A 13,004-nucleotide genomic window follows, 5' to 3' on the forward strand; every position below is an offset into this window, starting at 1 on the left:
CCCTGTGATCGCAGCCGATTCCCACCGACTGAACGGCCGACCAGGCCGCTGAGCTGGGGATACGAGCTGCGACACAGGGGTGTGGATCACCGAATACGGCGATTCTCCGTAGCGATGTGAACGCCGACCGGCCCTCGCCTACCATCGTGAACCGTGCCCGACGTCGTGACAGCCCCCGAACCAGTCATTTCCGCACCGCCACCGGTCGACTTCAGAGCGAAGTACCGCACCGCGCGGCTGGTCGCGCTCGTCACCGGCCTGCTCGGTGCGCTGTTCGCGGTGGCGACGCCGTTCCTGCCGGTCACGCAGACGACGTCCACGCTGAACTGGCCGCAGGCGGGCGTCACCGCGAGCGTCAACGCGCCGCTGATGGCCCAGGTGCCGCTCGATCTGCAGGCGACGGTGCCGTGCGCGCTGGTCCGCGACCTGCCCGCGGAGGGCGGCCTGCTGCTGGCCACGGCCCCGCCGCAGGGCACGGACGCCCCGCTCAGCGCGATGTTCATGCGGGTCACCGCCGACACCGTGGACGTGCTCGACCGCAACGTGGTCGTCGCGTCGGCCCCGCGGGCCCGGGTCGAGGCCGGCGGCTGCACGGCCATCACCTTCAGCTCCGACATCGACAGCACCACCGCCACCTTCGAGGGCCTGTCCATCGACGGCAACCCGGTCACCGGCACCCTCACGGGAGACCTGCGGCCGCAGGTGGTGGGCGTGTTCACCAGCCTGGACGGCCCCGCGCCCACCGGGCTGTCGCTGACCGCGAACATCGACTCCCGCTTCACCTCCTCGCCCACGCTGATCAAGAGCGCGGCGATGGTGCTCGCGGCCCTGCTGACCCTCTCCTCGCTGGTGGCGCTCGCCCGCCTCGACGGCACCGACGGCCGCGGCCATCGGCGCTTCTTCCCGTCGCACTGGTGGCAGTTCAAGCCGGTCGACGGCGTGGTCGTCGGCATCCTCGTGCTGTGGCACTTCATCGGCGCCAACACCGCCGACGACGGCTACCTGCTCACGATGGCCCGGGTGTCGGAGCACGCCGGCTACATGGCCAACTACTTCCGTTGGTTCGGCGTCCCGGAGGCCCCGTTCGGCTGGTACTACGAGGTGCTGGCCGCGATGGCCAAGATCTCCACGGCCAGCCCGTGGATGCGACTGCCCGCGCTGCTGGCCGGAATCCTGTGCTGGCTGGTCATCAGCCGCGAGGTGATCCCCCGCCTGGGCCGCGCGGTCCGGCACAGCTCCGCCGCGATCTGGACCGGCGGTCTGGTGTTCCTCGCGTTCTGGATGGCCTACAACAACGGCCTGCGCCCCGAACCGATCATCGCGCTCGGCGCCCTGCTGACCTGGTGCTCGGTGGAGCGAGCCATCGCCACCGGGCGCCTGCTGCCCGCCGCGGTCGCCGTGCTCATCGCCGCGTTCTCGCTCGCCGCCGGGCCCACCGGCCTCATGTGCGTCGCGGCCCTGCTGGCCGGCGCCCGGCCGATGGTCCGCATCCTGGTCCGGCGGCACCGTGAGGTCGGCGCCTGGCCGCTGGTCGCGCCGCTGCTGGCGGCGGGCACCGTGGTGCTCGTCGTGGTGTTCGCCGACCAGACCTTCGCGGGCGTCCGCGAGGCCACCCGGGTGCGCACCCTGATCGGCCCGAACATGAACTGGTACGAGGAGTTCCTGCGCTACTACTACCTGTTCGTGCAGACGGTCGACGGTTCGCTGGCCCGGCGGTTCGCGTTCCTGGTGATGATCCTCTGCCTGTTCACCACGCTGTTCGTCCTGCTGCGCCGCAAGCGGGTGCCGGGCGCGGCGGTCGGCCCGTCGTGGCGACTGCTCGGCGTGATCTTCGGAACCATCTTCTTCATGATGTTCAACCCCACCAAGTGGACGCACCACTTCGGGGTGTACGCGGGCATCGCCGGTTCGCTGGCCGCGCTGACCGCGGTCGCGGTCTCCGCCTCGGCGCTGCGCTCGCGCCGCAACCGCACCATGTTCGCGGCGGGCCTGCTCCTCGTGCTCGCCTTCTCCTTCTCCGGTATCAACGGCTGGTGGTACGTCTCGAGCTACGGCATCCCGTGGTTCGACAAGACCGTCTCGCTCGGTGGCAGGCAGCTCAACAGCGCACTCCTGGCGCTGTTCGTCATCGCCATCCTGGTCGTCGCCTGGCAGTACTTCCGGGAGGACTTCATCGGCACCGAGGTGAAGGCCTCCACCGAAAAGGGCAGGCGCATCAAGAGGTTCGCCGCCATGCCGCTGACCGTGGTGGCCGCGCTGATGGTGCTGTTCGAGGTGCTCTCGCTGGCCAAGGGCGCGGTCTCCCAGTACCCGGCCTATTCGCTGGCCCGCTCCAACGTCGACGCCGTCACCGGATCGCCGTGCGGGCTCGCCGACGACGTTCTCACCGAGGCGGACCCGAACGCCGGCCGGCTGCAGCCGATCTTCGACCCGGCGAACCCGCCCGCGAACCCGAACGACCCCCTGGCGGGCAGCGATCCGCGCGGATTCAGCCCCAACGGTGTGCCCACCGACCTGTCCGCGGACTACACCGAGGTCAAGCCCGGCCAGTCGAACACCGACGGCCAGTCGGTCGGCCCGAACTTCGCCACAGGCGCGGGCGCGGGCACCGAGGGCGGCACCGGCGCGGTCGGCGTCAACGGCAGCAACGTCAAGCTGCCGTACGGACTGAACCCCGCGACCACCCCCGTCCTGGGCAGCTATCAGACCGGGGTCCAGGAGCCGGCCGGCCTCGTCTCCAGCTGGTACGGGCTGCCCGCACGCAGCGAGCAGTCGCCGCTGGTGGTGATCTCCGCGGCCGGGCGCATCTGGTCGGAGAGCAAGGACGGCGAGGTCACCTACGGGCAGTCGCTGCTGCTCGAGTACGGGCACCGCGAACCCAACGGCACCGTCACCGTCCAGGGCTCCTACCTGCCCAAGGACATCGGTCCCGCACCGTCCTGGCGCAACCTGCGGGTGCCGCTCGACGAGCTGCCCGCGGACGCCGATGTGGTGCGGGTCCGGGCGAACGACCCGAACCTGACCGGTGACCAGTGGCTCGCCTTCACCCCGCCGAGGGTGCCGCAGTTGCAGTCGCTCGACGACTACATCGGCACGACCCAGCCGGTGCTGCTCGACTGGGCGGTCGGCCTGCAGTTCCCCTGCCAGCGCCCGTTCGACCACAAGTACGGCGTGGCCGAGGTACCCGGATACCGCATCCTCCCGGACCGTCCGCTCGCGGTCAGCTCCACCGACACCTGGCAGTCCCACGAGAACGGCGGACCGCTCGGCTGGACGGAGATGCTCGCGGAGGCGTCCACGGTGCCGACCTACCTCACCGACGACTGGGGCCGGGACTGGGGTGCACTGGAGCGGTACACGCCGTACTTCCCGGAGGCCCAGGCCGCCGCCGTCGACACCGGCGAGGCGCGCCGCTCCGGCTTCTGGAGCCCCGGCATGATGCGCGTCTACGAGAAGTAGCCACCAGCACCGACGAAGACCGGCTCCCCACGGGGGCCGGTCTTCGTCGCATCGGAGGGCCTGCGCCCGCATACTCGGTACATGCCGGACGACGCGATGAGCGACTTCGAGACCGCACACTTCACCCACGACGGCACCACACGCGCGGTCTTCCGCCGCGGCACCGGACCGGCGGTCATCATCATGGCCGAGATCCCCGGCATCACCCCGAAGGTGCTCGAGTTCGCCCGTCGGGTCGCCGAGATCGGGTGCACGGCAGTGCTTCCGCACCTGTTCGGGGACCCCGGCCGGGATCCGAATCCGGGTACCCACGGAAGGGTCGCGACGGCGGTCAACGCGATCACCACGATGGTCCCGATCTGTGTCAGCCGCGAGTTCACGATGCTGGCCACCGGGCGCAGCTCGCCGGTGGTCCGGTGGTTGCGGGCGCTGGCGGCGGATGAGCACGGCCGGTGCGGCGGCCCCGGGGTCGGCGCGGTCGGCATGTGCTTCACCGGCGGCTACGCGCTCGCGATGGCCGTGGACGATGTCCTGGTCGCCCCGGTCCTGTCCCAGCCCTCGCTGCCGATCGCGGTCTCCGCGCGGCGACGGCGGACCATCGACATCTCGCCCGCCGACCTGGCCAGGGTGAAGCAGCGCTGCGCGAACGGGCTGACCGTGCTGGGGCTGCGCTTCGACTCGGATCGCCTCGCGCCTGCCGAACGATTCGAGTTCCTCCGCGAACAGCTCGGCGACGCCTTCGTCGCCGTCGAGATCGACGGCGACGCCGCGAACCCGGAGGGGCTGCTGCCCCCGCACTCGGTACTGACCGAGCACCTCATCGACGAGCCCGGTCAGCCCACGCGCGCCGCGCTCGATCAGGTCCTCGACCTGATGCGGACGCGGCTGCTGACGCCGACCGCGGACCCCCGAACCGGATCGGTCGATCCGGGGTGAGCCCGCGGGCGGCGTGATCGCCCTGCGCTAGAACAAGATCCGCTAGAACAAGATCCGCTAGAACGGGATCAGGGAGTGCTTGCGCGGGTTCTTGGGGAGCTCCTTGTCGCGCAGCAGAGTCAGCGCCTTGCGGATCTCGAGGCGGGTGGTCGCCGGCTCGATCACCGCGTCGATGTAGCCACGCTCCGCCGCGATGTACGGGGTCGCGACGTGCTCGTTGTAGTAGTTGATCAGCTCCCGGCGCACGGCGGGGGCGTTCTCGCCTGCCGCCTCGATCTGCCGGCGACCGATCACCGCGACCGCGCTCTCCGCGCCCATCACGGCGATCCGGGCGGTCGGCCAGGCGAAGTTCACGTCCGCGCCCAGCTGCTTGGAACCCATCACCGCGTACCCGCCGCCGTAGGACTTGCGAACCACGACGGTCACCTTCGGCACGGTCGCCGAGACGTAGGAGAACAGGAACCGGCCGCCGCGCTTGATGACGCCGACCTTCTCCTGTTCGACGCCCGGCAGGAAGCCCGGGGTGTCCACGACCAATACCAACGGGATGTTGTACGCGTCGCAGACCTGCACGAAGTGTGCGGCCTTGTCGGAGGCGGCCGCGTCGAGCGCGCCGGAGAGGTACATCGGCTGGTTCGCGACCACGCCCACCGGACGGCCGTCCACCCGGGCGAAACCGGTGATGATGTTCTGCGCGGTCTGGCTGCGGACCTCGTGGAAGTCGCCGTCGTCGAAGATCTTGAGCAGCACGTCGTGCATGTCGTAGCCGGCGTTGTCGGCGTCCGGCATGAACGTGTCGAGCGAGAGGTCGTCCTCGGTGATCTCCGGCTCGAGGCCGGGGTTGACGATCGGGGGCTGCTCGGTGCAACTGGACGGCATGTAGCTCAGGTACTTGCGGGCCCACTCGAACGCGGCCTTCTCGTCGGCCGCGACGTGGTGCACGTTGCCGTACTCGGCCTGCTTGCGGGCGCCGCCCAGGTCCTCGAGGCTGACATCCTCGCCGGTGACGGACTTGATGACGTCCGGACCGGTGACGAACATGTACGACTCTTCGGTCGCGATCACGACGTCGGTGTTGATCGGCGCGTAGACGGCGCCACCGGCGCACTTGCCGAGGATGATCGAGATCTGCGGGCACAGTCCGGACAGCGGCTCGTGCCGCCGACCCATCTCCGCGTACCAGGCCACCGACGCGACGGCGTCCTGAACGCGGGCGCCGGCGGACTCGTTGATCCCGATGACGGGGCAGCCGATCTTGATCGCGAAGTCGAGGATCGCGGAGACCTTGCGGCCGAAGATCTCGCCTGCCGCGCCACCGAAGACGGTCTGGTCGTGCGCGAACACCGCGACCGGACGGCCCTCGACCGTGCCGTGCCCGGTGACGACGCCGTCGCCGTACGGGTTGGCGGGATCGCCCGCCATCCGGGCGAGCTGGCCGACCTCGACGAAGCTGCCCGGATCGAGCAGCATGTCGATCCGCTCGCGCGGAGTCGGCAGGCCCTTCTCCTTGCGCCTCGCGATGGCCTTCGGGTTACCCGGGGCCTTCGACAGCTCGAGCTTCTCGCGAAGGTCCGCCAGCTTCTCGGCCGTAGTCGTGCTCACTCAGTTGCTCCGCTTCTCGGCCTCGATATCGGCCAGCTTCTTGGTCAGGTCGGCGCCCACCTTGGCAATGTACGGCTCGTCCACGATCTGGATGTGATCGCCGCCGACGTGCACGATCTCCAGGTTCTTCACGGCCTCGCCCCAACCCCCGTCGGGCTTGCGGGTCTTGAACGCGGGCTCGAGGTTCATCACGTCGTCGTGGTACCGGTCGGCCAGGTACAACACCACGTCGCCCGCATACGTCTCGAGCTGCGCGGTCTGGATGGCCCGGTTGTCCAGCCACGAGGTGCGCTGGTGCTCGATGATGCCACCGGGGATCTTGGTCCCGCTCATCTTCAGCAGGTCCATCAGGATCTTGATCTGGCCCTCGTCATCGGTCGCGGCCAGCTTGTCGTACGGCAGCGGGGCGTCGACGTTGTACGTCTTCTTCGCGAACGCCGCGTACCGCTGCCAGCGCTTGCGGATCTCCTCCGGGGTGTCCTCGACCTTCTCGCCCGCCATGACGGTGTCGATCAGTCCGACGATCCGGACATCCGCACCCTCCTCGCGCAGCAGCTTCGCCACCGCGTACGCCAGCACGCCGCCGAGGGACCAGCCGTAGAGCACGTACGGACCGTCGCCCTGGATCTCACGGACCAGCGGGAGGTACGCCTTGGCGCGTTCCTCGATCGGGCCCTCGGTGCGTTCGAGCCCGTACATCGGCGTCCCCTCGGGCAGCCGCTTGAGCAGCGGCTCGTAGGCCACCGTCGAGCCACCCGCCGGGTGGAACACGAACACCGGCACCGCGGTGGACCCCTCGGGGCGAGCACGCAGCGTGCGGACCAGCCCGTCGATGCGGACGCCGTCCTCGAGGTGCTCGCGCACCTTCTCGGCGAGCTGCTCGATGGTCTCCGAGTCGAGGATGTCGTCGAAGCTCACCTCACCGCCCGCGCGCTCGGTCAACCGGGCCGCGAGCTTCTCCGCGGTCTCGTCGTCGAGCACCGGCAGGGTGTTGAAGATGCCCTTCGCGGACTGCCCGGTGATCACCGCCCAGGTCGCGAACGTCAGCCGCTCGGCGGCATCGCGCGGGGGCACGTCCGTTCCGGTCGCCTCCGCCGTCGCCTGCTGGGCGTCGACCGGTGCGGCGGCGGGCTCCGGGACCGCAGGCTCCGCGGCGGCGGCGGCGATGGCCTCGGCCTCCGAAACGGGGGTGGTGTCCTCGTCGTCGAGCGCCACCTCCTCCGCGGCCGCGGCCTCGGCGGTCTCCTTCTCCACGCGCTGCTTCTCGGCCAGCGCCTCGACCTCTTCGCGGTTGTCGAGGGCGTAGCGCAGGTACTTCTCCACCTCACGCAGGCTCGCGTCGCGGACCGCCTGCAGCTGGAGCTGCGGGATGTCGAACTCGTACTCGACGCGGTTCTTGATCCGCACCGCCATCAGCGAGTCCAGTCCCAGCTCGATGAGCGGGATCTCGGCGGGCAGGTCCTCGGGCGCATAGCCCATGGACTCGGCGACGATCAGCGACAGCCGGTCCTCCATCGACTGCGAGCCGGCCGGCTCCCACCGGTCGCCGAAGGACTCGACGACCTCGGGCAGCTCCTCCATCGGCGAGCTGGACCGCTCCACCGGCGCGGCCACGACCAGCTCGGGCAGCGGTTCGCCCGCGGTCACCACCGCGTCGAGCAGCAGCGTGAAGCCGTCCCGGTTCTTGGTGTGCACCTGCAGCGAGGCGCCGCCCGGGTGCGGGTTCAGCATCGTGGTCAGCGTGCCCGCGGCCGGGACCTCGCCGTGCGCGACGGCCGCGGTCAACACCACGTCCGAGAGCACCTGCGCGGCGGCGCCGGTCGCCAGCGCGTTCAGATCGGAGACCGCGGCGGCCTCGACCTCCCACACGTGCCTGCCGTCGGGCAGGGAGACGTGCGCCCCCGGCACCCGGGCGTTGCCGCTCGAGGAGATGCGGATGTCGAGCCAGTGGTCCTTGCGGAGGAACGCGGTCCGCGGCAGGTCCGCGTAGCCACCGCCGGAGAACAGCGACGGCAGGTTCACCGCGTGTCCGTGGACGTAGAGCTGGGCGAGGGCGCTGAGCACTCCGAGCTCCTCGTCCTCCTTGCGCTTGAGGGTCGGGATCAGCTGCGCGTCGTGCAGTCCCGCGTCGAACGCGGTCGCCGCGACCGACATCAGCGTCGCCGGGTTCGGGGCCAGCTCGACGAACGTGGTGTGCCCGGCGTCGACGGCGAGGCGCACCGCGTTGGTGAAGTACACGCTGTGCCGCAGGCCCTTGGTCCAGTACTCGACCTGGTGGATCGGGTCGTGCCCGGCGCGGTAGAAGGTCTCCTTGTCGACCGAGGAGTACAGCCCGGCCTTCAGCTTGTGCGGCTCGATGCCGGCCAGCTCGGCCGCCAGCTCCCCGAGCAGCGGGTCCACCTGCGAGGTGTGGCTGGCGCCCTTGGTCTGCAGCACCCGGCCGAGCTTCTCCTCGGCCTCGGCGCGGGCCACGATGGCCTCCACCTCGGGCTGCGGGCCACCGATGACGGTGTGGGTCGGCGCGGCGTACACGCAGACCTCCAGGTTCGGGAAGTCCCCGAGCACGCCCTCGATCTCGGCGGCGCTGTACTCGACGAGCGCCATCAGCCGGATGTCATCGCCCTCGAGCGTCGACTCGGCCTCGCCCATCAGCCGCGAACGGGCGGTGATGACCCGGACCGCGTCCTCGAGCGAGAGCCCGCCGGTCACGTACGCGGCGGCCGCCTCGCCCATCGAGTGCCCGACGGCGGCCTCCAGGTCGGCGCCGTGATGACGGAGCACCGCGGCCAGGCCGATCTGGATGGTGAAGATGCCGACCTGCGCGGTCTCGACGTCGTAGTCGACCGCGTCGTCGAGGAACTTCTCGGCCATCTTGTAGCCGGCCTCGTACTCGATCAGCTCGTCGACCTCGTCGACCGCCTTACGGAAGACGGCGTTGTTCAGGTAGAGCTGCTTGGCCATCTTGCGGTGCTGCGAGCCGAAGCCCGAGAACACCCAGACCGGCCCGTTGGACGCGGGGGCGTCCGCGGACAGCACGCCCTGGCCGGGCTTGCCCGCGGCGACCGCGCGCAGGCCGGTGATGGCCTCGGCGCGGGTGCGGGCGAGCACCACCGCGCGCGAGCGGCCGTGGTTGCGGCGGGCCAGCGTGCGGCCGACGTCCTCGAGCGGGGTGGTGCTGCCCGCCTCGGTCTCCAGCCAGTCGGCCAGGTCGGCGGCGGCGCGGCGGCGGCGCGAGGGCATCGAGGCGGAGACCGCCAGCAGCACCGGCGCCGGCTCTGCGTCGGTCTCGGCCGGCGCGGCGGCGGGTTCGACGCCCATCGACTCGGCGGCGTCGGCGAGCACGCCCGCGGCCTCCGTCTCGACGTCCAGGTCCGCCTCGACGGCGGGCGCCGCGGGACGCTCGTACTCGCGGACCACGACGTGCGCGTTGGTGCCGCCGAAGCCGAAGCCGGAGACGCCCGCGACGGCGTGGCCGGTGTACCGCGGCCAGTCGGTGGCCTCGGGGATCACCTGCAAGTGAGTCTTGTCGAAGTCGATGTACGGGTTCGGGCCCGCGTAGTTCAGCGACGGGGGGAGCTTGTCCTCCCGCATCGCGAGCACGACCTTGATCAGGCCGGCTGCGCCCGCGGCCGCCTCCAGGTGACCGAAGTTGGTCTTTGCGGAGCCGAGCAGCGCCGGCTGGTCCGCCGAGCGGCCCCGGCCGACGACGCGACCGAGCGCGTCCGCCTCGATCGGGTCGCCCAGGATGGTGCCGGTGCCGTGCGCCTCGATGTAGTCGACGCCGGACGGGGCGATGCCCGCGTCCCGGTACGCGCTGCGCAGGACGTCGGCCTGTGCGTCCGGATTCGGGGCGAGCATGCCGTTGGAACGGCCGTCCTGGTTGACGGCCGAGCCGGCGATCACCGCGAGGATGTCGTCGCCGTCGCGCTCGGCGTCCTCGAGACGCTTGAGCACGACCAGTCCGCCGCCCTCGGCGCGGACGATGCCGCTCGCGTCGGAGGAGAAGGCCTTGATCTTGCCGTCCTCGGTGAGGATGCCGGTCTCGTCGAAGCCGAGCGTGGCGGGCGGCGCGACGAGCATGTTGACACCGCCCGCGAGCGCGAGGTCGGACTCACCGGTGCGCAACGACCGGACGGCCTGGTGCACGGCCACCAACGAGGAGGAGCACGCGGTGTCCATCGCGACGGACGGGCCGCGGAAGTCGAAGAAGTAGGACACCCGGTTCGCGACGATCGCGGTCGAGGTGCCGGTCAGGGCGTACGGGTGCGCGTGCACCGGGTCGCTGACCGCGAGCAGCTGGTAGTCGTTGGCGGAGCTGCCGATGAACACACCGACCTGCTCGCCCTTGAGCTCGCTGGCCGGGATGCGGGCGTGCTCGAGCGCCTCCCAGGTGAGCTCCATCGCCAACCGCTGCTGCGGGTCGACATTGCGGACCTCGAGCGGCGACATCGCGAAGAACTCGGCGTCGAAGCCCTTGACGTCGTCGAGGTACCCGCCCTTGGTGTTGGCCTTCTCGATGGCCGCCGCCACCGTCGGGTCCGCGGCGAACTCCGACCAGCGACCTTCCGGCAGGTCCGTGACGGCGTCGCGGCCCTCGATCAGCAGCCGCCACATCTCGTCGGGGGTGTGACCGGTGCCGGGGAACCGGGTCGCCATGCCGACGATCGCGATGTCGTGCGACTGCGACGTGTCCTTGATCGTGTAGTACGCCGCGTCCTCGGGCTCGTCGGGGACCTCCGGCTCGCCCTCGATGATCAGAGTCGCCAACGAGGCGATCGTGGGGTGCTGATAGACGACCGTGGCGTTCAGCGTGATGCCGACGAGTTCCTCGATCTCCCCGCTCAGAGCGACGGCGTCCCGGGACGCGAGCCCGAATTCCTCCATCGGACGGTCATCCGAAATCTGGTCGACCGGTTGCCCGGTCGCCTCGGCAACCCAGTTGCGCAGCCATTCGCGCAGCTGCGCGACCGTCATCTCTGTCTCAGCCATCAACACACCACGCTACCCGTCAAGAAGAGGTTGTTTTACACGCTATCGGGGAACGCGGTCTGCGTGTAACCACCACGGAGCGTCCCCTCGATGTATGCGGCCTTGCAGGCGCGCCGGGCGATCTTGCCGCTGGAGGTACGCGGGATGGATCCGGCGGGCACCAGCAGCACATCACGAGCGGTGACGCCGTGGCGGGTGGAGATCGCCGCCCGCACCGCATCCGCGATCGGGCCCGGATCGGCCTTGCCCGCGCCCGGTGCCCGCTCGCCCACCAGCACGAGCTGCTCGGAGGCGTCGTCGGCGTCGAAGGTCAGGCCGGAGCCGGCCTCGAACACCTCCTTCGGCAGCTGGTTCGCGGGCACCGCGAAGGCCGCGACGAAGCCCGGGCGCAGCGCGGCGCTCGCCTCCTGCGCGGTCGCCTCGAGATCCTGCGGGTAGTGGTTGCGGCCGTCGACGATCACCAGGTCCTTGACGCGGCCGGTGATGTACAGCTCCCCGTCCACGTACACGCCGTAGTCGCCGGTGCGCATCCAGTTCGAGTCCTCGGGCGCACCCTCCGCGTGGCTGCCCGAGGCGATCGTGGAGGACAACCGGTTGTGGAAGGTCTGCTCGGTCTCCTCGGGGCGACCCCAATAGCCCTGGCCCATGTTGTTGCCGTGCAGCCAGATCTCGCCGACGTACTCGTCCTCGACCTCGGCGCCGGTGTCGGCGTCCACGATCACGGCCCACTGGCTGCGCGAGACGTAGCCGCAGGAGACCTGCGGGATGGCGCCCTCGGCATCCTTGTCCACCTTGACCATGCGGCCCTCGTTGAGCTGGGCGCGGTCGACGTAGATGATCTTGGCCTCGTCGCTGTGCTTGGTCGACGAGACGAACAGGGTCGCCTCGGCCATGCCGTACGACGGCTTGATCGCGGTCTTCGGCAGGCCGTACGGCCCGAACGCGTCGTTGAACTTGCGCATCGACGACGTGGTGACGGGCTCGCTGCCGTTGATCAGACCGATGACATTGCTCAGGTCGAGGGTCTCGCCGTCCTTCGGCAGTCCGCGGGCCGCCGCGTGTTCGAAGGCGAAGTTCGGCGCCGCGGCGAAGGTGCCCGCGCCGTCGGTGATCGCGGCGAGCTCCTTGATCCAGCGGTACGGGCGCTGGACGAACGCGCGCGGCGACATGATGGTGATGTACTTGCCGCCGAGCGCGGGCAGGATCACCGTGAGCAGGCCCATGTCGTGGAACAGCGGCAGCCAGGTGACGCCTCGCGAGTCGGTGGTCAGCTCGATCGCGTCCACCATCTGCAGCGCGTTGGTGCCGACCGCCCGGTGGGTGATCTCCACGCCGGCGGGCACCCGGGTCGAACCGGAGGTGTACTGCAGGTACGCGATGTCGTCGAGGCCGATCTCGGGGTACACCCAGGACTCGCCGACGGTGTCGGGGATCGCGTCCACGGCGATGATGCGGGGGCGCTCCGCCGCGGGCAGCGCGCGGAAGAGCTGACGCACGCCCGCCGCCGAGGTGGAGGCGGTGAGGATCGCCGACGGCTTGCAGTCACCGAGGACCGCGTGCAGGCGGTCGCCGTGGCCGGGCTCGTCCGGGTCGAACAGCGGGACCGCGATGGTGCCCGCGTGCATCGCGGCGAAGAAGGAGATGACGTAGTCCAGGCCCTGGGGCGCCAGGATCGCGACCCGCTGGCCGGGCTCGGTCACCTGCTGGAGGCGTGCGGCGACCGCCCGCAGCCGGTTACCGAACTGGGTCCAGGTGAGCTCGTGCACCTCACCGTCCCGCTCGCGCGAGTAGTCGATATAGCGGTATGCCAGCTCGTCCGCGTTCTCACGGGTGTGCTGTTCGACGTGGTCGACGAGGGTGCTGCCGGGCATCAACCTGATGTTGCCGGCTTCGTCGACGTAGTCATCGAAGTTCTTCATACCTTCTCCTCCAAGGCAAGCTCCCGGTGAGCGAGACGAACACCGGTGAGCTTCATCCCCTGCGGCCGCGTGGGATCGTGCAAATAGTGACTAGTGGTG

5 protein-coding genes are annotated in these 13,004 nt (G+C 70.3%); 2 read left to right on the forward strand and 3 right to left on the reverse strand.

Annotation, left to right across the window (positions count from 1 at the left end; genetic code table 11):
- The first annotated feature begins 153 nt into the window (after positions 1 to 153).
- Together ACFQS9_RS21345 and ACFQS9_RS21350 are read left to right on the forward strand one after the other, a co-directional pair.
- A complete protein-coding gene (locus ACFQS9_RS21345; RefSeq protein ID WP_378408383.1) occupies positions 154 to 3,459 on the forward strand; it encodes an arabinosyltransferase domain-containing protein in 3,306 nt (1,101 codons plus the stop codon).
- An 81-nt stretch (positions 3,460 to 3,540) separates the two neighbouring features.
- Positions 3,541 to 4,395 carry a dienelactone hydrolase family protein gene (locus tag ACFQS9_RS21350; RefSeq protein ID WP_378408385.1) on the forward strand — a complete coding sequence of 285 codons (855 nt, stop codon included), beginning with the start codon at positions 3,541 to 3,543 and terminating at the stop codon, positions 4,393 to 4,395.
- A gap of 57 nt (positions 4,396 to 4,452) precedes the next feature.
- Here the strand turns inward: ACFQS9_RS21350 and ACFQS9_RS21355 are convergent, their stop codons facing one another.
- The 3 genes from ACFQS9_RS21355 to fadD32 are packed head-to-tail and all read right to left on the reverse strand — an operon-like array spanning position 4,453 to position 12,905.
- The gene (locus ACFQS9_RS21355; RefSeq protein WP_378408387.1) at positions 4,453 to 5,997 is read right to left on the reverse strand and encodes an acyl-CoA carboxylase subunit beta; all 1,545 of its coding nucleotides are present in this window, start codon (positions 5,995 to 5,997) and stop codon (positions 4,453 to 4,455) included.
- On the reverse strand, positions 5,998 to 10,971 hold the full coding sequence (gene pks13, locus ACFQS9_RS21360; protein WP_378408481.1) for a polyketide synthase Pks13: 4,974 nt from the start codon (positions 10,969 to 10,971) through the stop codon (positions 5,998 to 6,000).
- Positions 10,972 to 11,021: 50 nt separating this feature from the next.
- On the reverse strand, positions 11,022 to 12,905 hold the full coding sequence (gene fadD32, locus ACFQS9_RS21365; RefSeq protein ID WP_378408389.1) for a long-chain-fatty-acid--AMP ligase FadD32: 1,884 nt from the start codon (positions 12,903 to 12,905) through the stop codon (positions 11,022 to 11,024).
- Positions 12,906 to 13,004: the final 99 nt, after the last annotated feature.

Source organism: Rhodococcus daqingensis, from assembly GCF_042665615.1.
Taxonomy (GTDB): Bacteria; Actinomycetota; Actinomycetes; order Mycobacteriales; family Mycobacteriaceae; genus Rhodococcus_G; species Rhodococcus_G daqingensis.

What these genes read in the sequence shown, in the direction of transcription:
- ACFQS9_RS21350 (WP_378408385.1), top strand. Translation starts at nt 3,541, where the DNA reads ATGCCGGACGACGCGATGAGCGACTTCGAGACCGCACACTTCACCCAC.
- pks13 (WP_378408481.1), bottom strand. Translation starts at nt 10,971, where the DNA reads ATGACGGTCGCGCAGCTGCGCGAATGGCTGCGCAACTGGGTTGCCGAG.
- fadD32 (WP_378408389.1), bottom strand. Translation starts at nt 12,905, where the DNA reads ATGAAGAACTTCGATGACTACGTCGACGAAGCCGGCAACATCAGGTTG.